This is a genomic window from Dolichospermum sp. UHCC 0315A, assembly GCF_008121535.1.
Taxonomy (GTDB): domain Bacteria; phylum Cyanobacteriota; class Cyanobacteriia; order Cyanobacteriales; family Nostocaceae; genus Dolichospermum; species Dolichospermum lemmermannii.
Window position 1 is genome coordinate 1,829,545 of the sequence record NZ_CP043056.1, and the last position, 24,335, is coordinate 1,853,879.

Consider the following 24,335-nt stretch of genomic DNA (forward strand, 5'->3'; position numbering starts at 1 on the left):
TTTTGGGGTTTAATTACGAATTACAAATTATTTTAAGGCTTTGCATCTCTAACTATTGGAATTATTTCATGGATGTCTACCACCCTTGCAGCAATATCTACAAAAAAGGTAGTTAGAATATTAACTATGATTAATGTTACAAATATTGTTCTTCCTCCACCTGGAATATTAACAATAATGCCAGCAATTTGAGATAATTTCTCTATATTTTTTTTGCTTGTTTCAATTTCGTGCCAGTTCACATTATCATTATTCTGGTGAATTTCAAGCTCTTTAATTCGTCCCAAAAGCGAGGTATCATCCCAAAAAAGAAGTTTTTCAATATTTTGGATTTTAGCAGTATTTTCTCTTAACTCCACCTCTAATTTTATCAGAGATTCAGTAGATTCTTTCTCAATTATCGGACGTTGAGTTAATAACTTAACAAGCGTTTTTAATTCTTCACTAGAGCGTCTGCTAGAACCAGACTCAGCCGCTTCAGGAATAGCTTTTAGTAAGGCATCTTGTCGTTTAGCTAATGCAGAAAGCTTTTGCTCTAAGCTTTTTCTGTCAGTAATATCAATTGCTTGGTTAATGATAAAATTTTCACAACGTTTGCTAGAAACTGCCAAGCATATATCATCATGATGATATTCCCAATTTGTCTCTGTTCCCACTGGGGAATTAATCAATTTTTTTATTTCTCTAGCTTGTTCATAGCATTTGTCACCTGCTATTTTACCTTCAACGCTATCTTTAAATAAAGTAGATAAATTGTTGTTGACTCTCAAGTATCTACAATTTAGATCAACCAGGGAAATAAAACCCGGCATAGATGCTATGAAATCAAATTCAGTCATTTTTTTTATTTAAAAGAGAATATCTAGATTTAATTATACCTCCTAAAATTTGACTATTTCTTCCATCGGTGCATCTATCTAAAATACCGAGTGATAGCGTAACTAGCGCGACCTGAGAATCGCCGCGAACATTTCCCACTCCCCCGTATTCTAAAACTCAGGAAAGCGCAACTTAGGCACACTCATAGCTCACCCCCATGCTGTGTTTCCCAATCCAAAACAGCCTCTTTTGTAAACAACCCCGAAATGTCCCGCCCCTGCGCCATCAAATCATCCATAAAATGCTAACTCCCTAACTCCAATGGATTGTGGATCACCAAACCCTCTATCCACTCAAAATCTTTTATATTTGCCGTTGCTAACGGTAGATCAGAATCTAAACAGGTTGCAGCAATTAGGGCATCACCTACGGACATTTTTCGCTGTTGGCGCAAAGCCACCGCAATTTCCAGCGTAACTTTATTGATCATCAAAACATCCAAGTTATCTAAAATCGCCATGATGGCCTGTTTTTCAGCCTCACTTAAACGATGGTAGCCCAATGTTTCCAAACGACTAATCGCAGAATAATGCGTGGCATAATTCACCAACCAGCTACGCAACTGCGTATATGGCGGCTGAGTGGCATAAATAATCAAATTACTATCAATCAGCATCGTCTCTCCCGAACAAATTGCGATCTTGGCGTTGTTCACGCTGCCAAACAACTGGATCAGTAATTTCTGCAAAAGGATTTAACGCCACCGCCTGCGCCAATGCTTGCGCCAAACCTTCGCGCCTTACTTGGTTTAAAGTGATAGGCGTTTTTTCTCGTGCTTTTTGTTCTAAATAAACAGCATAATTCAGTAACTCCGCTTGCGATGATATCGGTAGAGCGGCAGCATGGTGTTGAATTTGTTGCAAAATAGGGTTCATAGCTGTTTTTATGTCGTTTGTCTAGTACCGACGATATCTATATTACTGCTCATACGCCCCCAACCCCGAAATTTCTCGCCCCTGCGCCAGCTTGTGCAACAACGGAATCAAATCCTCCATCAATGCTAACTCCTTCCGAGCAGCAATTCTCATTTTGAAAAAAATAAGATCAAACTCTCTTAATTTAAGTGGAGAACCTGTGTCAAATTATCATTTTTTGATGGATAATTATTATCCGAGAAATTGGGTGTAAATAGTGTCCATGTTGTTAAAACGGGTAGTGTAGGATTAGTGGGCATTACAAATAGGAACACTTTGTTAAAAATTATTACAGCATTAATAGGGTAGCTCAAAATTAGATCAATTATTTTAGATGTAGTCAAAACCATTACTAACACTGGGTTTTAGATAAATAAATTCTGCCTTGTAATCGGAAGGTCGTAGGTTCAAATCCAACTGCTGTCCCTAGTGAAACCCTTGAGAAATCAGGGGTTTTGTCGTTTCAATGCTCTGTTATATTAACCTTTTGATATTTCTCCATTGTGCCGCAACACTTTAGAATTTAGTGGAAAATGACAGAATAATAGATCAACTTTAGATCAATGAACAGCAAGAAGTGGACATTAGACGAGGTTAACGCAAGATTAAAAGCCGGCAATATCGGTGTAGTGGTTTATCAGCGGGGCGAACTGCTTGCAGCAGCGCTTCGCTATCGCCTCTCACTTCGTGCCACATTTCCGCCAAAACCAGGAATAGACAAGCCACCTTACCAACAGCTTTTATCTTTGGGGATTTACGCCAATCCTGCTGGGTTACAATTTGCTGAATCAGAAGCCAAGAAAGTTGGAGGTTTATTGGCCCAAGGGAAATTTGAGTGGTCTGAATATCTTGTCAAGGAATTAGCAATTACTGAAAATACCACTGACAACGCTAAATTATGGATTGAGAAGTTTGAGGCTGATTACTACAACCGCAAGGGGAAAACTCCTACAACCGAAACCACCTGGAAATCAGATTAGAGAACTCCACAGAATGATTGATCCTATAATGAGAGAAGATAATTTCAGTGTGCAGCTAACCTAATGCGTCCAAAATCTATCATTGAACTAACAGAGAACCTAAAATATCTGTACATAAAAACAGCCAAAAAACTCAAGGGAAGCGATCGAAGACAATTCATGTCTGATAGCGTAGCGTGGCGCAAGCCATATCAGGATTTTCACCGATTAAAGGATTTATAGGATGTTGTTGGATGATTGTTTGTGGAAAGTTGGGATTTTTTAGGATGTTGTTTAATGATTGTTTATGGGGATTTTGGAGATGATTTTGTCTGATAGCGTAGCGTGGCGCAAGCCATATTAGGATTTAAGGATTTTCAGGATGGGTAATTGGTAATTGCGAAAATGCTGTAAACTAACTATCTAAAGAAGAGCATAAAACAACATCTTTAAAATATCCCAACTTCCAAAAATCACCACTTCCTCAAAAACAATCTTTCCATCACATCCTGAAAATCCTTAAATCCTGGATATCCTGATTCAGACATAAATGATTTGATAAATAAAAACCCTATATATGGGCGCACACTTTTCCACCTGTAACATAAGTGTAATCGAAACTGAAAATTTTGTCAAGGGCTGAATCAGGATTTACAGGATAAATTATTTGTGTGTGGTCTGCACAATTTCCCAGACATAACATAAGCATGGTGGAAACTGAGAATTAAGGCAAATACTTTTGCACCACAGTCCAACCACTGAGAGATACCCAGGCAAATCCTAGTAATAAGCAGAGATTACAACTAAGATGTAATGGTCTAGCCCAAGGCTTTATGGTACTAATTTGAGTGGCACTGAATGCGGATACTAAAACTAATATTACTACTATTAATCCAGCTAATAAATGTGGTGAATGTCCTAATGAACCAAAGTGTCCTAATGTACCCACAATGCCAACAGCTAAAAGTAGTAATACTAGGCTAACCATCGTGATGCCGATTATATAATGGAGCGATCGCATTTGAGGACGTTGCCAAGGTAGTACAACCCCTAAAGGTGCTTCTCCAGTGGTTCTGACCCGTAACATCCAAATACCAGTTATGGCTAAAAATAAATAGGCTAGTAAAGATAATCCCATTGACCAAGCGGCTATTTTCCATAACCATAGAAAGGAGGGTAGGTGCATAAAATAGTTCAGTGCAGGAAAGTTACCTATTGAGCTTAACAGGATACATCCTGGATATCCTGATTCTGACAAAATAGAAATTCCCATAAACATTCACAAAAAAATTATAAATCACAATCCTGTATATCCTCAAATCCTGGCTATCCTGATAGCGTAGCGTGGCCTTAGCCATTTATGACCAAAAAAATACCTAAAAACCCATACACCAAAAGACTTTTAACTCCGTTCCCATTCCCTGCGCTCGCTTTTCTCCTGTTTGTTCTTGAGTGAAGGCGAACTTTATCCTAAAATGGCCAGTAGGCATTTGGTGAAGTGGTTGATTTTAATTGCCTCTTCCTCCTAAAAACGAATCAAAAGCAGTTAAAAGTAAGATAAGTCACCTGTGAGTAGCTCCTAAACAAAAGCTAACAGCTTGATATTGGATGCTCAAAAAAGGTAGGTTAGATGTTTTGAGTATCTTGAGAGTATGATGAAAACTATGAAAGCTGAACATATTGATTTTCCAGTGCTACACTCGGAATTATTCTTGCGTCATCGTTTACAGGTAGTAGAGGAATTGTGGGAGTCGGTGCTGCGTCAAGAATGCGGTCAAGAAATGGTGGATCTTTTGCGTCAACTGCGGGATTTATGTTCCCCAGAAGGACAAGCCACAAATGACCTAGCTGCCTCTGCTGTAGAATTGATTGAACAATTGAATATCAATGAAGCAATTCGTGCGGCGCGTGCCTTTGCGTTGTACTTTCAGTTGATTAATATTATTGAGCAGGAATACGAGCAAAAGCAGCAATTAAATCGCTATACTGGGGAAACTGATGAGGAAATTTTCCCCAGTATAATTTATTCCACTAATCAACGAGATGAAGAATTACCTGTTACGAAAGAAATAGGTAGCGACTTAATGACAGCAGAAACTCCCCAAAAAGGAACTTTTGCGGCTTTATTTCCCCTGTTATTTAAGTTGAATGTCCCACCCCAACAAATTCAACGCCTGATTTCCCAACTGGATATCCGCTTAGTTTTCACTGCACACCCGACGGAAATTGTCCGTCATACTATCCGGGATAAACAGCGTCAGGTGGTTCATCTTTTGCAAAAACTAGATGAAGCCCAAAATCGTGCTAGTAGCTATCCTTGGGAAACCTTGGAGGTGAAGGAAAGATTACTGGAAGAAATTCGCCTCTGGTGGCGCACTGACGAATTGCATCAGTTTAAACCAACGGTTTTGGATGAAGTAGATTATGCTCTTCACTACTTTCAGGAAGTGTTGTTTGATGGTATTACGCAACTATACAAACGCTTCAAATATTCTTTGGGAGAAACTTTTCCTTGGTTACAACCACCAACGACAAATTTTTGCTCTTTTGGTTCTTGGGTAGGTTCAGACCGAGATGGTAATCCTTCGGTGACACCGGAGGTAACGTGGAAAACCGCTTGTTATCAACGAAAAATGGTGTTAGAGCGGTATATTAAGTCAGTTAAAGAGTTAGTGTCTTTATTGAGTGTATCTATGCACTGGAGTGATGTACTACCAGATTTGCTAGAGTCTTTGGAGTTGGATCAATCACAGTTAAGTGGGGTGTATGATGACTTGGCGTTGCGTTTTCGCCAAGAACCTTATCGTCTAAAATTATCTTACATTCTCCAGCGTTTAGAAAATACCCGCGATCGCAATTTGGCTTTATATAATCGGGAAACGCCAAACAATGAAGATGCACCTATGTACAGAACGGGTGCGGAATTTTTAACAGAATTGTTGTTAATTCAACGCAATTTAACGGAAACAGGTTTAAGTTGTCGAGAATTGGAAAACTTGATTTGTCAAGTGGAAATATTTGACTTTAATCTGACCCAATTAGATATTCGTCAAGAATCATCTCGTCATGCTGATGCTATCAATGAGATTCTCGAATATTTGCAACTTTTACCCCAGTCCTACAACGAATTATCAGAAGAACAGAGAATTGCTTGGTTAACTTCAGAATTGCAAACTCGTCGGCCATTGATTCCCGCTGAATTACCATTTTCAGAAAAAACCAATGATGTAATTGAAACTTTCCGAATTTTGCGATCGCTACAACAAGAATTTGGCATTAAAATCTGTCAAACTTATATTATTAGTATGTGCCGCGAAGTCAGCGACGTACTAGAAGTTTTACTCTTAGCTAAAGAATCGAGTTTATTTGATCCTGTAGTTGCAGTGGGGACAATTCGTATCGTTCCTCTGTTTGAAACAGTAGAAGATTTACAACGTTCTAGAGGCGTAATGCGGGAACTGTTTGAATTGCCTTTATATCGGGCAATGCTGGCTGGAGGTTACGCCGCAATTAACACTTCGACTTCGCTCAGTGCAAAAGCTTCGACTTCGCTCAGTGAAAAACAAGCACCTCCATCTATTTCTACTCTAAATCCTAACTTACAAGAAGTAATGTTGGGCTATTCCGATAGTAATAAAGATTCTGGTTTTTTAAGCAGTAACTGGGAAATTCATAAAGCTCAAAAATCACTTCAGAAAATCGCCGAAAGTTACGGTGTAAATCTGCGGATTTTTCACGGACGAGGCGGTTCTGTGGGACGTGGTGGCGGTCCTGCTCATGAAGCGATTTTAGCCCAACCAGGTCACAGTATTAGTGGCCGGATTAAAATTACCGAACAAGGGGAAGTCTTAGCTTCTAAATATTCCTTGTTAGATTTGGCTTTGTATCACCTAGAAACCATCACCACAGCCGTAATTCAAGCCAGTTTACTAGGAACAGGGTTTGATGACATTGAACCTTGGAATGAGATCATGGAAGAGTTATCTTATGCGTCGCGTCAGCACTATCGTAACCTAATTTACGAACAACCTGATTTCATTGACTTCTTCCACCAAGTCACCCCCATTGAAGAAATCAGCCAATTGCAAATTAGTTCTCGTCCAGCCCGTCGTCCATCTGGTAAAAAAGATTTAAGTAGTCTGCGAGCGATTCCTTGGGTATTTAGTTGGACACAAACCCGGTTTTTATTACCTTCTTGGTATGGAATTGGTACAGCCTTACAAGAATTTTTGGACGCAGAACCAGAACAACATTTGAAATTACTTCGCTATTTTTACCTCAAATGGCCATTCTTTAAAATGGTGATTTCTAAAGCCGAAATGACATTAGCAAAAGTAGACATGGAAATGGCACGTCACTATGTTGATGAATTGTCTAACCCTGAAGACAAACCTCGATTTGAGACAGTTTTTGCCCAAATTTCCAGCGAATTCTTTCTTACAAGAGATTTAGTCTTAAAAATCACCGGACACCAAAAACTATTAGATGGTGATCCAGTATTGCAACGTTCTGTACAATTAAGAAATGGAACAATTGTGCCTTTAGGATTTATTCAAGTTTCCCTATTAAAACGCCTTCGTCAATCAAAAAATGCCCCCACAACCGGAGTAATTCACTCTCGTTATAGCAAAGGAGAATTACTCCGAGGAGCATTATTAACCATCAACGGAATTGCTGCCGGCATGAGAAATACAGGCTGATAAAAACCAAAAAGCAAAAGGCGTAATTTCTTCCTTTGCGCCTTTGCTCCTTTGCGCCTTTGCGCGAAACAAAAATATGATCAAAAAACGCATTCTTATTTGTACCTTTTTGGCACTTTCTTCCGGTTTTTTTACTGCTTTAATAGCTGGACAAATCACCGTAATGCAACATAGCCAAAAATGTCAAAACCAGGCTTGGGGATTTAAACAAATGTGCAATGCTTTAGTGACTCCGGGTGCAAGTTGGCAAGGAAGCACTGCGGGACTGTGGACAGGGACAATTTTAGGAGCGTTTGTGGGTGGGTTGATTACACGCAAATATAGCGATTGGTAGTTGGAGATATGGGTTTTTTTACAGTTCTGGTTCTACTCCTAAAGCGCGTAATTGGGCGATGAGGCGATCGCTTTTTTCTTTTTCACTTTCAGCCCGTTGGCGTTCATTTTCAGCCCGTTGGCGTTCATTTTCAGCCCGTTGGCGTTCATTTTCGGCTGTTTCATGACCATCAAGTAACAAATTACCATCTAAATCCCACCAACGTAGCCAAGGTAACTCCATATTTTGATATGTCCCTTGCCAAATACCTAATTCTACTCCCATAGGTGTAATCGGATAATGACCTCGTTTATTTGGTGGCAATAAATGATATTGTCCCTCCATGAGATGATATACTTCCACGCTGGCTTTACTAACTTCATAAATGCCGTAAATGACAATGAACAAATTATAACAATAATTTAGAGGGTGTTTGAATTTACCTGAATTTACCTGAATTATCAGCGATAAAAGTCCTGAATTTACCTGAATTCTTGAATTACCAAAGTAGGTATCATCCAAGGGTGTGGGAAAAACCACTTCCAGGAAAGAACTTCAGAAACAGATAACATTTTGGGTAATTTATGAGAAAGTTAACTTCCTTTTTGGCTGCTATCCTTAGCTTTGTTGTGTGTCTAGGTGGGGTAAATCCTGCTTTAGCTCAACAAGCTCCTCAGCCCGCATCTCGTGGGATAACCACCCTTTACGTCACTCCAGAACAACAGGCAGAAGGAGTGAACGTGTATGGGAATATCTTGAAATATGATGTAGCTATACCTAATCCTGACCTAAGTGCGATGTTGCCTGAAAATTTAAGCGATTTTCCAGCGGCTTATCAACCAATGCTCGAACAGGGTCGAAAGAACAACGGAACTAATGGCTCATTTACTGAAGGTTGGTTTGATTTCCAAGCTGCAAGTGCTGTAACTCCTGGAACTAACACACTTTTCACTATTGACGCTCCCTTGAACGGCAGAATATACACTGTAGTAGCTGGAAAACCTTCAAGTCAATGCCCTCTGAAGATTGAAGAAACTGCAATTGCTTTTTTTGATAATGTAGGAGCAGCAGAATCAAAGGCTAATGAATTAGATGCAAACGGATACTTGGTCTATGTTTCTCCTTCAGATAATTTGACCATCAAGGCATTTTCACAACTTTTCTATGACCAAGCTACTGGCAAGAAAAAAACCAACTCAGCTTGTTTCTTAGTTTCAGGCGCTACTGAAAAAGTTACAACTGATTTCCAACAAATCTTCCCTTTACTTCCACGTCAATTACAACAGCCAGCACGTCAAGCACCATTTCAATACTTTCCTAGAACTGGCAATTTCATCTATCTTGTCAATGCAAGAAAGACTCTGAAGGAGGACACTGTTATCCGTAATGTTGATTTTCTTGTAAATGTGATTTCTGGTTCGTTGAAAGGTAAACAATTTAAAGGGTCTTTTACCTATAATCCCTTATTGCTTAAAGGTAAGGGACAGGAAACAATCAACGTTCTGAGCGCAGAATTTAACTACTTGAGTAAATACACTGAAACACCTAACATTTCATTCACTGATGGAAATTTTGAGAGACTGATTTGGGTTTCTGGTAAATCTACTGAGCGATTTGGCTTTAATGCCGGCTTTCGGCGAGAACAATTTGGCCGCCCTGAAGAAGCTTTTATCCGAAACGGGAAAGACTATTTTGCTTATCTCAATGCAGGCACTTTTGTTGACGGGGCTGGAACAATAACATATACGACCAGATAAACTGTCTGAAAAGTGCGATCTCCGAGATTGTAGGGTGCGTTAATAAAGTGTGATGCACCATCCCTATAACTAAAAACGGTGGGTTAGCAACAGCTTAACCCACCCTACGCAATAAGAGCGATCGCTTTTTTGTTGAGAGCAGGGTGATCATCCGCACACTTTGATTTAAAATACAGTTGCTTTTTGACAAAATATCAGAGGTATAAGTTAAATCATGAAATTTCAACCTGTTTCCCATAGCTGGGTAGCTCTACACCCAAAACCCCAAGGAGTAATTCAATTTGTTGGTGGGGCTTTTTTTGGCACATTTTGGCCAATGCTTTTTTATCGTTCTCTACTTCAACGATTATTTAATGATGGTTATACGATTGTAATTTTACCATTCAATTTTACGTTTGACCATTATGCTGAGGCTGGCTTTTTAATCAGAGAACAGTATGAAATTATGCCAGAACTTGTCAGAAGAGCAATATTTGCTGGCTATGAATATGAACCCTATTTGAGTGACCAAAACTTTTCCTGGCTAGGTCATAGTATTGGTTGTAAATATATTGCGCTTTTGGAAGCCTTTAGTGCCTTACCTGTTGTTGGTGAACCTAGTGATCCTCAATATCCTCATAATGTTGAAAAATTGAGGAAATTTATTGATTCAACAGTTAGATCAGCGAATACAAAAGGTTCTCAAGAAAATATTAATGGTAAGGTCGAAAGTATATTTACAGACCTCTTAATTCTGATTAGTGATTTAGAAATCAAGCGTAAAGAGACTGAACGATTAATTAAATATTACATTAAGCGAGAAGCCAATTTCGACCAATTGCAAGATAACATTAAAATCACTAGCATCTTTATTAAGAATCAACCCTCTTTACTATTAGCTCCTGTAAATACAGGTCTTGAGAGTGCTATCCCCCAACCTTTAGCAGGTATAGTTATTAGCTTAGGTGTGAATGTCAAACCAACCCCAGATGAAACCTATGCCTTAATTAAAGAAGGTGATTTATTTAATCTCATGGGGTTAACTGCGTTCAAAAAGGATAAACTTGCTGCAACAACTTGTGAATGGTTTGAAGATAAGTTTAAAAAACCACCTGAAGGTTTTAGAGAAGATTTAAAAGGTGGACATTTAAGACCATTGGGTATGCAATTGGGCAATTTTGTGATCAATTTTCCAATTCCCACTATTGGGTCTATGAAAAAACGAAATATAGAGTTTGAATCTCCTGTAAGTCAATTATTCCAACGTTTAGAAGATAAGCAAGCTAATCATCAAAAATAGCAAATAAGAGTTTATTTATCTAACTCCTGATTACATCCCCAAAATAATTCCGATATAGTTGACAACGCGGCTCGACTTCATTACCCGTAAGCTTTACCAAACCCATATTTTTCAAATGATAAGCTGATATTATTTCCAATCGCACTGGTTGAGGAGAATTAATCACTGTTTGAAATGCTGTGATCAGTTTTGGTTGCTGTTGCAACTTCAACCAGTGTTCGCCTAAATAATGACGATAAATACCTGCATTCGTAGAGGCTTCTGATAACAACTTGTGTAGGGTGATATCTGGATAATTTTTGAGGTGAGAAAATGCCAATTTTAACAAATAAGGATGACCACCTACTAATTGTATTAAGGGGTCTACTAAAAATGAATCTTGTACTAATCCATATTGTTGGGCAAATATCTGAACTTCCTCTTTAGTTAATTCTGGTAATTCTATGATTAATCCTATACTTAAAGGCAATTGATTAGTATTTGCGTGCATATAAATGTCCGTAGAATAGGCGATCGCTAACCGGAGTTTTTTCCAGTGGGAACGGTTTCTAGCTTTCTCATACCAAGAACGCAACAATCCAAAAAATTCTTCATAAAGTTCAGGATAGGAAAAAAGCACATCTACATCATCTATATATAAAACTAAAGGACTATCATTTGCTGCTAATAAATATGTTTCTAAATAAGTTGTACAACTTATTTTAGCACCCATCCCTTCTTCATCCCAATAGTCATCTAAGCGATTGGGTAGGTTGAGTTCTCGACTGAGATTCAGACAAAACCAGCGTAGAAATTTATTCAAGTTTCCAAAGTGAGTTTTCTTATCTGCCATATCTAAACTTAAACTAACTATGCGATAGTCTTCCTTGGATAACTTCAGTAATACCCGCTCCATTAAGGAAGTTTTGCCCATTAATCTAGGTGCTTTTAACCAAATTAAAGAACCAGGTTGCAAGAGATTTTCATAGCAAATAAATTCGAGAAAATAGCGATCTATATATAATTTTGTATTTGGTAAGCTGTGTTTAGCTTGGCTGAGTAAGTAATATTTATCTGTAAATTGCCTATTCCAACATTGCTTTTCCCAATATCGTTTTAGGGCTTCTTTAAAATTACTTTTTTTAACTTTCTCTCCTATAGCTTCTGTCAATAATTTCCAAAGTTTGGGTGCAATATCTTGACTAAGATAACTGGTTGTGTAATTGTGTTTGCTCGCTATTTGACTATATTCTTGTCGTTCCCAAGCTCCCTTAATGACAATTATTTCTACATCAGTTAATGATCTATAAAATTTTGTCAAAACAGCTTGGTTAGCAATTTCAGTTGCCTGATATAATTTTAAATCCATGTTAAGTAAGTTGGCGTTAAAAATTGTCTTTATGACAAGGGAATAGGGAATAGGTTTTGATAATTTTTACTTTTTGTTACATATTTTGTTTTTTTGTGCTTTTCTACTTATTTTATTAATTAGCACCCCTTTGAAAAGCTTGGTTGTGGATTAAGTAGGTAAACAAAATAAAAATGAGGGGTATTGCGTTTTGTAAAATGGCTGAAACTCAATCAGAATATTGCATTGAGACAACTTTACATACCGTTACATACCTTTAAATTTTCCTGTTTACCTACTTACTTCAATTTTAATAGTATCATATAGTGCGATCGCCTGATCCTGTAGGGTTCGTTACATTTCATTAACGCACGACTCTTATGATTAAATTCGGTGCGTTACGCTGTCGCTAACGCACCCTACGTTTTTGTCGTGGTTGATAGCCTTTCCCTTGTTTCCTCACCAATCAATCAACTTAATTTGGTATAAACTGGGTTTTGTTACTATAATTTATGTTTCTAAATCTTTAATTGCCTTTTGAACCTTTCATCTGAGATATTATGCTATTAACAGTGGTTAAATAAGTTTAATTTATGTATGCCAGCTAAAGATTTATTTCATAATACAGTTAAAACAGCCCTGACAAAAGATGGATGGACAATTACTGACGAGCATCTATTTATTCAAGTTGAGGATATTGATTTTTACATAGACTTAACAGCAGAGAGAATTTTAGCTGCTGAAAAAACTGGTAAAAAAATAGCAGTTTGGTTGTATTATTTACGTAGAAATTAAAGATGGCAAAATTTGGATTGAACGCGATGGCACAGAAATCGGAGTAGCTAATGAATTAGTAGAAGCTGGAGTTCCTAAACAAGATATAGTTTTGGGTTTTAAAGCTCCATACAAACGGAAATTTACCGAGTTTGCTGCTAGTTGAAGCATATAGAATTCCGGTAAAATACGGTAGTTAGGGAAGGAATCTACAGATGGAGTATGGGGTGGCGATCGCCTGATATTGTAGGGTGCGTTAATGAAATGTAACGCACCTTATGTGTGTTTATTTACTGATTTTCGGTGGGTTACGCTGTTGCTAACCCACCCTACGTTTTTGTCCGTGGTTGATAAGTGCGATCGCTTGTTTCCTCACAAATAGATCAACCTAATATTGTAATATTACTTACTCCAATCTCGAATTTATAAGGTTTCTATTTTTCCAAAATCTCTGATATTAACGGAAGAAAAACGATAAGATGTGACGTTACCGAAGATCCTGTAGGGTGCGTTAACGGAGTGTAACGCACCAACCTTATGATTAAATTCGGTGGGTTAGGGATAGCGTAACCCAACAAATAAAGTTTTCTACCACTAAAATAAAAGTATTATAGATGCGATCGCTCAGTTACACTAATTTTAGTATTAAGACAATATGCTAAAATGTGGTGAGGTGAAAGCAAATGCCAACAGTTCTATATATAAGGGGATGGCGATTTTTCTTTTATTCAGACGAGGGAAATGAGCCGATTCATATTCATGTGCAGAAAGGAGACAGTGAATGTAAATATTGGCTAGACATCGATCTGTACGAGATTCGTGAGACTTATTCATATCAAATGTCATCACGAGACACGCGGGAAGTCAAGAAGATCATCTTGCAAAACTTTGATGAAATAGTAGATGAATGGCAAACATTTAGGAATTGGCAAAATGGATAAGCAATACAACATATCAAATATTGACTTTAATGGAGAGTTGATGATTCTATCAGTAGATGGAAAAACTTATCAAATCCCAATTATTCAAGCATCTAAGCGACTTGCTCAAGCAACAGATATGGAGCGCAAAATGTATCGTATTTCGACCTCTGGTTATGGTATTCATTGGTACGCCATTGATGAAGATTTGACAACTAAAGGACTAATCAAACTAGCAGAGATCGCCAAGACGGCTTAAAGTGCGATAGTGAAGCACTGCTCTAAGCAGATCGACCCTCATCCTGAATCTATGAAATCAAGGGTGGGATTTGTTCTAACGAAACTAAACCATTCTCTTCAAAATCAATCTCCAGATGATATCCTGCCATCAAAGCCGTTCCCAATAAAGGTTTAAAACCAGATGCTAAAATAGGAACTACTTTTTCTCGATTGTCCCAAACAATTGTTGCTAAATGTATAGATAACAACGTCTCCCTACCATCGGCTAATCTAGCAAGCGTAGTGGAATATAACGGCAGATTCATCGCGCTGACGGCTTGTGGTGGTAAGGTAAGATGGTCGTTGAATCCAGTATCAATAATAAAATTAATAGAAAAATTTGGTTGTGTCGGTAAACGGAAAATTACTGGCACAATCGCTTTGCTATCAATCAATCTCCCGTAAATCATTTGACAGTACGCTCAATCGCTCCCCCAAAGCTGACAGCAACATCATAACCAATCCGCATCGTAAATAATCTGGCATTTGGTTTCTTTTGCTTTAACTTTAATGCAGTTTCTACGCCAGTTTTATCAATTCCGTATTCACCGGTTTCCGCATCAATTACAATCATTTTGCCAATGTGATCATCACATTCCACTTGTTGACGAATGCCATTTTCGTAAAATTGTTTAGCCCTTTGGGCAACTTCTTCTAGGGTCCAAAAAATAGCCTGCATGATCATTAAACCTCCTTTATGCTGTTTAATTATTTTAGCTGAATTTTAACCTGTATAGTTGGATTGAGGGAAACTTGAGAAATTTCTACACCTAATCGAAAATAATGAATAAAGTGATATAATTCTGCCAATTTATCTTCTGGGAAAAGATTTATTTCTGTAATAACTTTTGCGCGTAGGCTTAAAGAATCCATAGCAAATTAATGTAAATTAATCAAGCGATAAGTTAATTATATATCAGAACTAGCGGAAAAATTTATTCTAGCTGAACCGTCCCTGTTCCCTATTCCCTGGTAAAATATTTCAACATCTTTGAAAATACGTTACCATGACTACTGAAAATACCACGGGTGCTGATGCTATTGATAGAGCGATATCAAGGGGAATTGATTTTGATGGTTCTCCTATTCCCATAGTTAAATTAGACCTATATGAACAAGTTATGGGTTTAGAATCAAGCAGACAACGCAGCGGTGTATCCAATACCATGCGTTCTCGCATTGTTCGCATTGGTGCTAAACACATCCCCCAAGCTGAACTTGATCAAAAACTAGTTGAAGCTGGTTTTGCACCTTTGAAAGAAAAGGAAATTGCTTTTTTCTACGGTGGTAAATAAAAGACAAAGAATTCCGTGCAAAAGTCAGATCCCCGACTTCTCTAAGAAGTCGGGGATCTGGTGGTTTATAGTAAACCTAAAGATATCTAGAATAAATTTCGGTTCTCATCAAAAATGCTGCTAATTTATAAATAATTGGTTAAGCTACAAAGATTTTTAGATCAAGAAACCAAGTCAACCAGGTATTTATCGTCATATCAACATTCACGTTTTGTGGGGTTCTGGTAATGGATATTACGACGCTGTTAATTGTTTGGTTAGTCACGGCTGTTAGCTTGTGGATTATTAGTAAATTACCTTTAGGAGTGGAAATTGATACTCCAGAAAAGGCAATTTTTTCCGCAGCAGTTTTAGGTATTATTACAGCGCTAGTTAAGCCAGTTCTCAAAGTTTTGTTTGTGATACCAAATTTAGCCACCTTTGACTTATTATCTGGTATCTTCACTTTCATGATTGCTGTTGCTTGTTTTAGTATTGCTGCTTGGTTAGTAGATGGTTTCCGGTTACGTTATGGCATTTGGAGCGCAATTTTAGGTGCTTTTGCGCTTACTCTTGTCAATAACATTATCTACAAATTATTAGGTGTTTAATTGGTAAACAATTGACAATTCAATTTGGGATTAATCTCTGCAAAATCTGTTTCAAAACTATTCCTGTCCAATCAATATCGGCTGCTGTTGTCTGTTTCCCTAAAGTTAATCTAATTCCTCCTAAAGCCACTTTTTGAGAATATCCCATTGCTAATAAAATGGGACTAGGGCTTAATTTGCCACTATTGCAAGCCGCACCTGCACTAATACCAATTCCGGCTAAATTTAACTGTCTTACTAATGTTTTACCACTAATTTTTTCCCCGTCGGCTGCTTTTAAATAAAAGCTGAGATGATGGGGTAAACGATGAATTTTGTCACCTGTGGGTATTAAACCGGGAACATCTGCTAGAATGGCAAAGAGGCGATCGCGCAATAGGATCAATCTCCCTGTTTCCGTCTCTAATTCCTGTGCTGCTAACTCCGCAGCTACTCCAAATCCAGCAATAGCGGGCGTTGCTTGCGTCCCTGAACGCAGTCCGTTCTCCTGTCCACCCCCACCCAGTAGCGGCATTAATTCCACCCCAGTCCGCACATATAACGCCCCTGCACCCAAACCGCCATAGATTTTATGACTGGATAGACTCAATAAATCTACAGGTAATGTCTGCACATCTAGCGGTAAACGTCCAGCAACTTGCACTGCATCTGTGTGAAATAAAGCGCCGTGTGTTTTCGTGATTTTCCCCAATTCAGCAATTGGTTGAACTGTTCCTATTTCACTTTGTCCATAAATCACAGATACTAAAACAGTGTTATCTCGTAAAGCTGCGGTTAAATCTTCGGGGTTGACTCTTCCTTGATGATTTACACCTAAACGGGTAATTTCCCAACCCCAATTTTCTAACATTTTCGCCGGTTCTGAAATGGCGGAATGTTCTACACTGGAAATGATCATATGTTGGGGGATAGTGTAACACCGCGCCACTCCCATAATTGCTAAATTATCTGCTTCTGTTCCCCCAGACGTGAAAATAATAGATTCGGGAACTGCGTTAATTAATCCTGCTACTTGGATTCTAGCTGTTTCCACAACCAAGGCGGCACGGTTGCCCCATTCATGTAAACTGGAAGGATTACCCCACTGTTGTGTTAAGATTTTTTGGATAATTGCGATCGCTTCTGGACGAGTTGGGGTAGTTGCACTGTAATCTAGATATATTTGCATAGAAATTAATAAATAAGAGTTTCGCGCAGAGACGCAAAGGGGCAAAGACGCAAAGGAAGAAAGAAGTTAATGCAGGGTGTGATATAAATACATTAAAATCGCTGTAATTTACTTTGATCAGATTACTGTGTCTATTTTCCCACAAATCCGCTATTTTTCTTATATCTTTTTATTGCTATTCACTTTAGGTGGTTGTCAACAAGTGCAATCATCAAATCAGCGTTTAGCACCTTTACCTCAAGATTCTTTAATTCAAGTTTACTTCAATAATTCCCAATCTTCGGAATATCAAGAGACTTATCGTCAGCAAACCCGGTTAGGGGATGATTTAGAAAAGCAGATTGTGGACACTATTTCTCAAGCTAAATTTACTGTTGATATTGCTGTCCAAGAGTTACGTTTACCAAAAGTTGCTCAAATATTAGCACAAAAACAAAAGGATGGCGTAAAAATAAGGTTGATTTTAGAAAGTACTTATTCTCGGACTTGGAGTAGTTTTACTGCTGCGGAAATAACTAAGTTAGGAAAAAAAGAACAGGAACGATATCAAGAATTTCGGAAATTTGTGGATATTAATCAAGATCATCAAATCACACCGGAGGAAATTAGTCAACGGGATGGTTTAGCTATTGTTCAAAATGCCAATATTCCTTGGATTGATGATACTGCTGATGGTTCAAAGGGTAGCAGTTTAATGCACCATAAGTTTGTCATTGTTGATCATCGGTTTGTGATTATTACTTCTGCCAATTTTACTTTAAGTGATACGTCTGGAGATTTTAGTAATTCTAGTAGTTTAGGAAATGCCAATAATTTACTAAAAATTGATAGTTCTGAATTAGCAAGTTTACTCACGGAAGAATTTAATATTATGTGGGGTGACGGAATAGGAGGAAAACTAGATAGTAAATTTGGTGTTAAGAAACCTGTCCGCGCACCAAAAACAATCATATTAGGTAACAGTAAAGTTACAGTTCATTTTTCTCCAACTTCTCCCACTGAACCTTGGAGTATTAGCAGTAATGGATTAATTGCTAAAACCTTATCTACAAGTACAAAAACTGTTGATTTAGCATTGTTTGTATTTTCAGATCAACAACTTGCTAATATTCTAGAAGAACGTCATCATCAAAATGTCCAAGTTCGGGCTTTAATTGCACCACAATTTGCCTATCGTCCCTACAGTGAAGGTTTAGATATGATGGGATTTGCTTTAAGTGATAACTGTAAATATGAAGTTGATAACCGTCCTTGGAAAAATCCCATTTCTACTGTGGGAGTGCCAATTTTACCTAAAGGAGATTTATTACATGATAAATTTGCAGTTATTGATCATCAAACTGTTATTACAGGTTCACATAATTGGTCAGAAGCAGCAAATAATGGCAATGATGAAACATTAATAGTGATTGAAAATCCCACAGTAGCAGCACATTATCAACGGGAATTTAACCGGCTTTATGGTAAAATAAAACCCGGTTTACCAGCAAATGTTAAATCTAAAATAGATGCAGAAGTTAAAAAATGTCCTCAAATTAAACAACCATCATCTTTTGTAAATCCAATTACCACTAAAATTAATCTCAATACAGCAAGTCAAGCAGAACTAGAAACTCTTCCTGGTGTGGGTAAGAAGTTAGCCCAAAGGATAATTATAGCCCGTCAACAGCAAAAATTTACTTCTTTACAAGATGTTGATAAAGTACCAGGAATTAGTGCTAAAATCTTGGCAGAATGGGAGGGAATGACCACATTTACCTCAGATTAACGCATATACGGATAATCATGTTACCATTAATGATATAATAGTAGAGAAAGCGAGTTAGTATTTTAGTAAGTGCCTTAAAGTTAAAATATTGCTAGGAGAACTTATGAAATTTTACGATAAATTGAATGGGGCGATCGCTCAAAATCAGAGTTTACTATTTGTAGGACTAGATCCTAATCCAGAAATGCTCCCTGAACGATATTCCCAGAAATCAGATCCCAAAAGTATGATTGATAGTCTGTGGAATTGGTTAGAATTTACTATTTCCCAAACCAGTGATTTAGTATGTGCCTATAAACCAACTCTGGGATTTTACGCAGCTTTAGGTATTCCAGGATGGGAATTATTAGAAAAAACTTTAAAAGCTATTCCTGCCCATATTCCGATTATATTAGATGCCAAACATAGCGATCTTAATACTAGTACAATTTTCGCTAAAACTGTTTTTGAAGAATGGCAAATTGATGCGATTACATTGAGTCCTTATGCAGGACAAGATCACGTAGCACCCTTTTTAGTTTATCCCGATAAAGCCGTTTTTATTTTGTGTACAACTTCTAATCCAGGTGCAGTGATTTTGCAGCAATACCCTACAGCGGAATCACCTTTTTATTTACAAGTAGTCAAAGAAGCAAAAAACTGGGGAACACCTGAACAACTGGGTTTAGAAGTAGGAACTATTCAGCCAGATATTTTAGCAAAAATTCGCAAAGAAGCACCAGAAAGAGTAATTTTAGCCCGCAGCATCTGGTCTGAAGGTGGTAATCTTAAAAACTTGCTATCAGCGGGATTAAATTATAATGGTGATGGGTTAATTCTTCCCGTTTCTCAAGATATGTTAGGAAGTGAAAATCTATCTACACAACTGCAATCTTTAAGGGCGGAAATTAATCATCTCAGAACTGAAATTTCCCAAGAAAACTCCACTTGTTCCGTCTGGTTTCCTGATGTTTGTTTGTTAAATAAACACCCGCTTTTAGATTTAATTCTACAACTTTATGACATTGGTTGTATCATGTTTGGTGAATTTGTCCAAGCTTCTGGAGCTACGTTTCCCTATTATATAGACCTCCGCAAAATCATTTCCAATCCCCAAATATTTCATCAGATAGTAATTGCTTATGCAGAGATTCTTAAAGACCTAACTTATGATAGAATAGCCGGTATTCCTTATGGTTCTTTACCTACTGCTACTGGATTATCATTACATCTAAATTCCCCGATGATTTTTCCCCGCAAAGAAGTAAAAGCACACGGAACCCGCAAGGTAATAGAAGGTAATTTTAATCCTGGAGAAGTTGTTGTCGTTGTTGATGATATTTTGATCAGTGGTAAAAGCGTAATGGAAGGAGCAGAAAAGTTAAAATATGCAGGATTAAATGTCAATGATATTGTAGTATTTATGGACCATGAACAAGGTGTAAAAGACAGATTGCGAGAAAATGGTTATCAAGCACACGCAGTTTTAACAATTTCTGAAATTACAGAAACTTTATATGCAGCAGGACGTATTAGTGAGGAACAATTTAAAACTTTATCTGAAATAAATTAGACATTTATTCTCAAGATAGTGATACAAAACTAATTCAATAAGTAAGTCGGCGCAAAGAAACCAAACTATGTAAAGATAAGTAAATACGGAAAATAAATCTAGTGAGGTGATTAAAATATGGGTGCTCGTTTAAGGGTATTTTTAACTCGTGAGCAAGATAAAACCCTGTTGAACCTAAGAACAAGGGATTTGCCGCAAAAAGTCAAAGATAAAGCCGAGGTAATTAGGTTAAATTCACATGGTTGGTATGTAGAAAAAATAGCTGCTCATTTTGACTGGACTCCTCAAACAATCAGAGAAATCTTACATAAATGGGAAAAACAGGGTATAGAAGGACTTTGGGAACTACCTGGTCGAGGGTGTAAACCAAAGTATGGTGAAGAAGACATAGTATTTTTGGAAGAATGCCTAAAAAAAGAACCACGAACATATAACAGTGTTCAATTAGCTCAAAAATTAGAAAGCGAACGCCAAATTCAATTGAGTCCCGACAGATTAAGACGGGTACTCAAAAAAAGGGGGTCATTTGGAAACGAGCTAGAAAGAGTCACAAAGGAAAACAAGACCCCAAAAACAGAGAAATTAAGCAAGCAGACTTAGAGATGTTGACACTATCTGCGGCGGCTGGAGAAATAGACTTGAAATATTTGGATGAATCAGGGTTCTGTATGTGGAGCGAACCAAGTTATACATATTATCAGCGAGGTGAGCAAAAACATTTAGAACAAACAAAGCGTCGTGGACGGAGATTAAGCATTATTGGGCTGATTCAACATGAGGTTAGCTTTGTTTACGGTTTAGTTATTGGTGGTGTTAATCGCAAATCTTATATCCAAATGATGGAACAAGAAGCGCAAGAAGCCGAAAAAAACGGACGAATAAGAGTGATAGTGCAGGATAACGGTCCAATACACCGATGTAAGGAAGTGCAACAGTTATGGTCAAAATGGGAGAGTCAGAACTTATATATCTTCTTTCTGCCCAAATATTGCTCGGAAATGAATCCAATTGAATTGGAATGGCAGCATCTCAAAAAAGATGAACTATCGGGACAAATGTTTGAGGACGAGTTAGACCTTGCTTATGCCGTAATGAATGGGGTTAAAGCCAGGGGAGAAAAAGGACAATACAGTACAGAACGTATTAAATTTAACGAACATACTTCTTCTTAACTTTTCGTTACATAGTTATAAACTTTTCCGCCGACCTACTTAGGTCGGCGTTAAAAAATCAATCTATATAACGAAATATAAATTAACGAATACCTTATAAATAGGGTGTTTCACGGTTTTTACAAAACTAAACATATATCGATTTTATTGGGCCGACTTACTTAAATCAAATTGATGCTGATACAGTGATATCAACGAGTTAAAAAACAACTCGCCAATTAGTAGCTAAAATTGCAAATTTTAAGGAGCAACTAAAATGAACGCTAAGAAAACACAAAAACGTAAACTTGAACAAGTTAACAAAGAAACCCGCAGCAATTTGGGTAATGCTTACTGGTAATATTTACTAGTAATTTTTGCAGAAAACTAATTAGTAATGTAAGTATTTACAGGTTCTAAGACTAGTCTAAGCAGTTGGACAACAATTCTCATAATTGTTGTCCAAAATTGTTAATTTTTCACACTTAATTAAGATATCTTGAAGACAATAAAGTTTTGTAATTCGTTAAATAAATATGCACATCTTAGAGTTTTATCAAGCTTTTATTCAAAGACAGATTCCAATTATTGTTGATAGTAATGAAATTCATGCTTACTCCCAGGAGCAGGGATATAAAACTATTTTTTTTGATGATTATGACTTTAAGAGTAAACAAACAGCCTTTTTAATCTTTTCAGATTATAGCTACTATTACAAACTTAAACAACTCTGGCATGATTCTCAAAGTACCATAGTACATTTGCCAGCAGTAAAATTTGATGGGAGCTTACCTGTAATTCAATATTCTTTTAATCAGCTATTATCAGGTGATATTGAACAAGCATTAGCAATTCGAGATATTTTATACGATAAAATAGCTGAAAGTGAAAGTGAGCTATATTTATCAGACTCAAGAGGAAGCAAGCTCAAATGCTATCTAGGTGAGAATATAGAAATAGCTAATGCTGACGTGGAGCTGGAGTCAGGATGGTTTTACTCTGTGGCTGAGTTCTGGGAAAGTTCAGTAGTGAATACAAAAGCAAATAAATCCAGCTTTTCTGTAGATGGAACTTTCTATTTTGATGGCATATTAACCCAGACTACAACTCAAGAAACAAAAGATTATAATTGGCAGCCCTTGCAATATATTACAGATAGGGTGAAATTCAGTCAAGAAAAATATCTAGAAATAGAAGATAATGCCATAACTCATTTGATTATAGATGGTAAAGATGAGACTGCTGTATTATTAGATATGACTTACAACTTAGAAAGAGGTTTAAATCTCACAGAAATAGCCTTTGGTGCTAATAAAAAGATTGAAGAAACAATTGATTGGTCAATAAATTCAGTTGTTAACGAAGGGATCTATGGAACTCATGTAGGGATAGGAATGGCACAAAAAGCTCCCCATATTGACTTTATTTCTCAAGCTTTACAGTGGGTTTAATTACTGAGGATTTACTATTATGGCAGATATTGCTTTCTTTGATCTTCCTAGTTACACCCGGATTGATACAACTCTAGGTTTAATTCAAGAACTCGCTCATAGAGGAGAAAAAATAGATTATTATTACTTCGATGAATTTCGAGATAAAATTGAATCAGCAGGTGCTAGATTTCAACCACTGCCTAGCATGAAACCACAAGATTCAGATCCGACACTGCAATCGCGGTTGATAGAATATTGCTTAGATGCTGTACCAATATTATTAGAAAATTTAAAAATCAACCGCCCTAAATTAATTATTTTTCATGCTAAATGCTTATGGGCTGCTATCTGTGCTGATTTACTTAATATACCTAGCGTTTGCTTCCATACAAATTTTCTTTTACCACCTCATTTTTTGCCCCCGCTACCATTGTTATTAGCAGCCTACCCGATTAATGATATTGTTAAACATTTACAAAGATTTTACCGACATCAACGACTTTGGCGGCAATTAACCCAAAAATATACACTAAAGGCGATTACCAAAAAAGATGTATTTCAACGACAACCAAATTCTATGAATTTGCGAGGAGATTTAAATATTGTTTATACATCGGAAATGTTTCAGATCCAGCGTTCATATTTTGATACCAGTTATATTTTTACAGGACCTTGCTACAGTGATAGAGCAGTTGATTCTCAATTTCCTTTACTAAAGAGTGCAGAAAAACCAATTATTTATATTTCACTAGGATCAGTGACATTATATAATTCTAAAACCTTTTTTTATCAAAAATGTTTACAAGCTTTTGCAAATAGTGAGTATAGGGTAGTCATGTCTGTGGGGAAATTTATAGATATTGCTGAATTGGGAAAAATTCCCCCTAATTTTATTGTCAGCAACTATGTACCTCAAATGCAAGTGCTTCAACAAGCTAGTGTGTTCATTACTCATGGGGGAACTAATAGCACTTGGGAGGCATTAATTCACAAAGTACCATTGATTGTATTTCCCCAGGGAGGGGATCAATATTTAGTAGCTAATCGTGTAGAAGAATTAAATATCGGAGTATGGGTAAAACAGAAAAATATTGCTCCATTGAAATTGCGATCGCTTGTTGAACAGATCATCAAAGATGAAAAAATTCGTAGTAATATTGATCTATTAACTGATTCTTTGATCAAATCAGGTGGCACTCAAAAAGCAGTAGATAAAATTTTAGAATTTAAACAGAGGAACAGCACTTCTCATGTTTTGAAATAGTACAAATTTTATT

Annotated in this window: 25 protein-coding genes and 2 pseudogenes; 17 read left to right on the top strand and 10 right to left on the bottom strand. The window is 37.1% G+C overall.

Annotated features, from left to right (window positions below; translation table 11 throughout):
- Positions 1–32 precede the first annotated feature (32 nt).
- From BMF77_RS08765 to BMF77_RS08775, 3 genes are all read right to left on the bottom strand, one after another.
- Entirely contained in the window at positions 33–839 is an 807-nt protein-coding gene (locus BMF77_RS08765; protein ID WP_148762200.1) for a hypothetical protein, read from the bottom strand.
- A gap of 284 nt (positions 840–1,123) precedes the next feature.
- Entirely contained in the window at positions 1,124–1,495 is a 372-nt protein-coding gene (locus BMF77_RS08770) for a type II toxin-antitoxin system VapC family toxin (protein WP_148762202.1), read from the bottom strand.
- Positions 1,485–1,754: a hypothetical protein gene (locus BMF77_RS08775; RefSeq protein ID WP_015080880.1), complete on the bottom strand. Its 270-nt coding sequence runs from the start codon at positions 1,752–1,754 to the stop codon at positions 1,485–1,487. The genes BMF77_RS08770 and BMF77_RS08775 overlap by 11 nt, the downstream gene beginning before the upstream one ends.
- A 602-nt stretch (positions 1,755–2,356) precedes the next feature.
- Here BMF77_RS08775 and BMF77_RS08780 point away from each other — a divergent pair.
- Entirely contained in the window at positions 2,357–2,773 is a 417-nt protein-coding gene (locus BMF77_RS08780; protein ID WP_210422318.1) for a hypothetical protein, read from the top strand.
- A gap of 703 nt (positions 2,774–3,476) precedes the next feature.
- Here the strand turns inward: BMF77_RS08780 and BMF77_RS08785 are convergent.
- Positions 3,477–3,938, bottom strand: a complete 462-nt coding sequence (locus BMF77_RS08785) for a DUF4079 domain-containing protein (protein ID WP_148762204.1) — start codon at positions 3,936–3,938, stop codon at positions 3,477–3,479.
- A 469-nt stretch (positions 3,939–4,407) separates the two neighbouring features.
- On the opposite strand from BMF77_RS08785, the gene ppc reads away from it, so the two are divergent.
- Entirely contained in the window at positions 4,408–7,452 is a 3,045-nt protein-coding gene (gene ppc / locus BMF77_RS08790; protein WP_148766868.1) for a phosphoenolpyruvate carboxylase, read from the top strand.
- Between the two features lie 76 nt (positions 7,453–7,528).
- A complete protein-coding gene (locus tag BMF77_RS08795; RefSeq protein ID WP_148762206.1) occupies positions 7,529–7,786 on the top strand; it encodes a hypothetical protein in 258 nt (85 codons plus the stop codon).
- An 18-nt stretch (positions 7,787–7,804) separates the two neighbouring features.
- Here the strand turns inward: BMF77_RS08795 and BMF77_RS08800 are convergent.
- A pseudogene (locus tag BMF77_RS08800) lies at positions 7,805–8,158 on the bottom strand (Uma2 family endonuclease); the annotation flags it as partial.
- 191 nt (positions 8,159–8,349) lie between these two features.
- Here BMF77_RS08800 and BMF77_RS08805 point away from each other — a divergent pair.
- Together BMF77_RS08805 and BMF77_RS08810 are read left to right on the top strand one after the other, a co-directional pair.
- Positions 8,350–9,522, top strand: coding sequence for a hypothetical protein (locus BMF77_RS08805; RefSeq protein WP_246863097.1), 1,173 nt, complete (start codon positions 8,350–8,352; stop codon positions 9,520–9,522).
- Positions 9,523–9,736: 214 nt separating this feature from the next.
- Positions 9,737–10,801, top strand: a complete 1,065-nt coding sequence (locus BMF77_RS08810; RefSeq protein WP_148762208.1) for a DUF1350 family protein — start codon at positions 9,737–9,739, stop codon at positions 10,799–10,801.
- A 19-nt stretch (positions 10,802–10,820) separates the two neighbouring features.
- On the opposite strand, the gene BMF77_RS08815 is transcribed toward BMF77_RS08810, so the two are convergent.
- Positions 10,821–12,149: an AAA-like domain-containing protein gene (locus BMF77_RS08815; protein WP_148762210.1), complete on the bottom strand. Its 1,329-nt coding sequence runs from the start codon at positions 12,147–12,149 to the stop codon at positions 10,821–10,823.
- Between the two features lie 576 nt (positions 12,150–12,725).
- Here BMF77_RS08815 and BMF77_RS08820 point away from each other — a divergent pair.
- The 4 genes and pseudogenes from BMF77_RS08820 (at position 12,726) to BMF77_RS08835 (ending at position 14,081) form a co-directional block, all read left to right on the top strand.
- Positions 12,726–12,923 (top strand): element excision factor XisH family protein, encoded by a 198-nt coding sequence (locus tag BMF77_RS08820; protein ID WP_210422319.1) that lies wholly within the window; start codon positions 12,726–12,728, stop codon positions 12,921–12,923.
- Positions 12,895–13,068, top strand: a pseudogene (locus BMF77_RS08825) (element excision factor XisI family protein); the annotation flags it as partial. The gene BMF77_RS08820 and the pseudogene BMF77_RS08825, both read left to right, overlap by 29 nt.
- 517 nt (positions 13,069–13,585) lie before the next feature.
- Positions 13,586–13,843 carry a DUF4160 domain-containing protein gene (locus BMF77_RS08830; RefSeq protein ID WP_148762212.1) on the top strand — a complete coding sequence of 86 codons (258 nt, stop codon included), beginning with the start codon at positions 13,586–13,588 and terminating at the stop codon, positions 13,841–13,843.
- Entirely contained in the window at positions 13,836–14,081 is a 246-nt protein-coding gene (locus tag BMF77_RS08835; protein WP_053539947.1) for a DUF2442 domain-containing protein, read from the top strand. The genes BMF77_RS08830 and BMF77_RS08835 overlap by 8 nt, the downstream gene beginning before the upstream one ends.
- Positions 14,082–14,130: 49 nt before the next feature.
- On the opposite strand, the gene BMF77_RS08840 is transcribed toward BMF77_RS08835, so the two are convergent.
- Genes BMF77_RS08840 through BMF77_RS27235 form a run of 3 tightly spaced genes read right to left on the bottom strand, consistent with a single transcriptional unit; the run spans position 14,131 to position 14,974 of the window.
- A complete protein-coding gene (locus BMF77_RS08840; RefSeq protein ID WP_148762214.1) occupies positions 14,131–14,511 on the bottom strand; it encodes a clan AA aspartic protease in 381 nt (126 codons plus the stop codon).
- A complete protein-coding gene (locus tag BMF77_RS08845) occupies positions 14,508–14,780 on the bottom strand; it encodes a hypothetical protein (RefSeq protein WP_148762216.1) in 273 nt (90 codons plus the stop codon). Before BMF77_RS08845 ends, BMF77_RS08840 begins: the two co-directional genes overlap by 4 nt.
- Positions 14,781–14,809: 29 nt before the next feature.
- Complete coding sequence (locus BMF77_RS27235) at positions 14,810–14,974, bottom strand: hypothetical protein (RefSeq protein ID WP_210422320.1); 165 nt, start codon at positions 14,972–14,974, stop codon at positions 14,810–14,812.
- A gap of 134 nt (positions 14,975–15,108) precedes the next feature.
- Between BMF77_RS27235 and BMF77_RS08850 the strand changes: the two genes are divergently transcribed.
- Both BMF77_RS08850 and BMF77_RS08855 read left to right on the top strand, forming a co-directional pair.
- The gene (locus BMF77_RS08850) at positions 15,109–15,396 is read left to right on the top strand and encodes a DUF4090 family protein (protein ID WP_148762218.1); all 288 of its coding nucleotides are present in this window, start codon (positions 15,109–15,111) and stop codon (positions 15,394–15,396) included.
- A gap of 227 nt (positions 15,397–15,623) precedes the next feature.
- Positions 15,624–15,986, top strand: a complete 363-nt coding sequence (locus BMF77_RS08855) for a phage holin family protein (protein WP_015079313.1) — start codon at positions 15,624–15,626, stop codon at positions 15,984–15,986.
- Positions 15,987–16,005: 19 nt separating this feature from the next.
- Here BMF77_RS08855 and BMF77_RS08860 read toward each other — a convergent pair whose 3' ends face one another.
- Positions 16,006–17,154, bottom strand: coding sequence for a cysteine desulfurase family protein (locus BMF77_RS08860; RefSeq protein ID WP_148762220.1), 1,149 nt, complete (start codon positions 17,152–17,154; stop codon positions 16,006–16,008).
- Positions 17,155–17,281: 127 nt separating this feature from the next.
- Here BMF77_RS08860 and BMF77_RS08865 point away from each other — a divergent pair, with 127 nt between their 5' ends.
- The 6 genes from BMF77_RS08865 to BMF77_RS08885 all read left to right on the top strand — a co-directional run bounded on the left by BMF77_RS08865 (position 17,282) and on the right by BMF77_RS08885 (position 24,322).
- Positions 17,282–18,922 (top strand): DUF655 domain-containing protein, encoded by a 1,641-nt coding sequence (locus BMF77_RS08865; RefSeq protein ID WP_148762222.1) that lies wholly within the window; start codon positions 17,282–17,284, stop codon positions 18,920–18,922.
- Between the two features lie 103 nt (positions 18,923–19,025).
- Positions 19,026–20,474: a bifunctional orotidine-5'-phosphate decarboxylase/orotate phosphoribosyltransferase gene (locus BMF77_RS08870; RefSeq protein WP_148762224.1), complete on the top strand. Its 1,449-nt coding sequence runs from the start codon at positions 19,026–19,028 to the stop codon at positions 20,472–20,474.
- Positions 20,475–20,591: 117 nt separating this feature from the next.
- Positions 20,592–21,074: a helix-turn-helix domain-containing protein gene (locus tag BMF77_RS27800; protein ID WP_246862970.1), complete on the top strand. Its 483-nt coding sequence runs from the start codon at positions 20,592–20,594 to the stop codon at positions 21,072–21,074.
- The gene (locus BMF77_RS27805) at positions 20,969–21,646 is read left to right on the top strand and encodes an IS630 family transposase (protein WP_246863152.1); all 678 of its coding nucleotides are present in this window, start codon (positions 20,969–20,971) and stop codon (positions 21,644–21,646) included. Before BMF77_RS27800 ends, BMF77_RS27805 begins: the two co-directional genes overlap by 106 nt.
- 515 nt (positions 21,647–22,161) lie before the next feature.
- Positions 22,162–23,076: a hypothetical protein gene (locus tag BMF77_RS08880; protein ID WP_148762226.1), complete on the top strand. Its 915-nt coding sequence runs from the start codon at positions 22,162–22,164 to the stop codon at positions 23,074–23,076.
- A gap of 19 nt (positions 23,077–23,095) precedes the next feature.
- A complete protein-coding gene (locus BMF77_RS08885; RefSeq protein WP_148762228.1) occupies positions 23,096–24,322 on the top strand; it encodes a macrolide family glycosyltransferase in 1,227 nt (408 codons plus the stop codon).
- Positions 24,323–24,335: the final 13 nt, after the last annotated feature.

Bases quoted from the DNA above. Each gene is read 5' to 3' on its own strand.
- BMF77_RS08765 (WP_148762200.1), bottom strand. From the start codon at position 839: ATGACTGAATTTGATTTCATAGCATCTATGCCGGGTTTTATTTCCCTG.
- BMF77_RS08770 (WP_148762202.1), bottom strand. From the start codon at position 1,495: ATGCTGATTGATAGTAATTTGATTATTTATGCCACTCAGCCGCCATAT.
- BMF77_RS08775 (WP_015080880.1), bottom strand. From the start codon at position 1,754: ATGAACCCTATTTTGCAACAAATTCAACACCATGCTGCCGCTCTACCG.
- BMF77_RS08780 (WP_210422318.1), top strand. From the start codon at position 2,357: ATGAACAGCAAGAAGTGGACATTAGACGAGGTTAACGCAAGATTAAAA.
- BMF77_RS08785 (WP_148762204.1), bottom strand. From the start codon at position 3,938: ATGCACCTACCCTCCTTTCTATGGTTATGGAAAATAGCCGCTTGGTCA.
- ppc (WP_148766868.1), top strand. From the start codon at position 4,408: ATGAAAACTATGAAAGCTGAACATATTGATTTTCCAGTGCTACACTCG.
- BMF77_RS08795 (WP_148762206.1), top strand. From the start codon at position 7,529: ATGATCAAAAAACGCATTCTTATTTGTACCTTTTTGGCACTTTCTTCC.
- BMF77_RS08805 (WP_246863097.1), top strand. From the start codon at position 8,350: ATGAGAAAGTTAACTTCCTTTTTGGCTGCTATCCTTAGCTTTGTTGTG.
- BMF77_RS08810 (WP_148762208.1), top strand. From the start codon at position 9,737: ATGAAATTTCAACCTGTTTCCCATAGCTGGGTAGCTCTACACCCAAAA.
- BMF77_RS08815 (WP_148762210.1), bottom strand. From the start codon at position 12,149: ATGGATTTAAAATTATATCAGGCAACTGAAATTGCTAACCAAGCTGTT.
- BMF77_RS08820 (WP_210422319.1), top strand. From the start codon at position 12,726: ATGCCAGCTAAAGATTTATTTCATAATACAGTTAAAACAGCCCTGACA.
- BMF77_RS08830 (WP_148762212.1), top strand. From the start codon at position 13,586: ATGCCAACAGTTCTATATATAAGGGGATGGCGATTTTTCTTTTATTCA.
- BMF77_RS08835 (WP_053539947.1), top strand. From the start codon at position 13,836: ATGGATAAGCAATACAACATATCAAATATTGACTTTAATGGAGAGTTG.
- BMF77_RS08840 (WP_148762214.1), bottom strand. From the start codon at position 14,511: ATGATTTACGGGAGATTGATTGATAGCAAAGCGATTGTGCCAGTAATT.
- BMF77_RS08845 (WP_148762216.1), bottom strand. From the start codon at position 14,780: ATGCAGGCTATTTTTTGGACCCTAGAAGAAGTTGCCCAAAGGGCTAAA.
- BMF77_RS27235 (WP_210422320.1), bottom strand. From the start codon at position 14,974: ATGGATTCTTTAAGCCTACGCGCAAAAGTTATTACAGAAATAAATCTT.
- BMF77_RS08850 (WP_148762218.1), top strand. From the start codon at position 15,109: ATGACTACTGAAAATACCACGGGTGCTGATGCTATTGATAGAGCGATA.
- BMF77_RS08855 (WP_015079313.1), top strand. From the start codon at position 15,624: ATGGATATTACGACGCTGTTAATTGTTTGGTTAGTCACGGCTGTTAGC.
- BMF77_RS08860 (WP_148762220.1), bottom strand. From the start codon at position 17,154: ATGCAAATATATCTAGATTACAGTGCAACTACCCCAACTCGTCCAGAA.
- BMF77_RS08870 (WP_148762224.1), top strand. From the start codon at position 19,026: ATGAAATTTTACGATAAATTGAATGGGGCGATCGCTCAAAATCAGAGT.
- BMF77_RS27800 (WP_246862970.1), top strand. From the start codon at position 20,592: ATGGGTGCTCGTTTAAGGGTATTTTTAACTCGTGAGCAAGATAAAACC.
- BMF77_RS08880 (WP_148762226.1), top strand. From the start codon at position 22,162: ATGCACATCTTAGAGTTTTATCAAGCTTTTATTCAAAGACAGATTCCA.
- BMF77_RS08885 (WP_148762228.1), top strand. From the start codon at position 23,096: ATGGCAGATATTGCTTTCTTTGATCTTCCTAGTTACACCCGGATTGAT.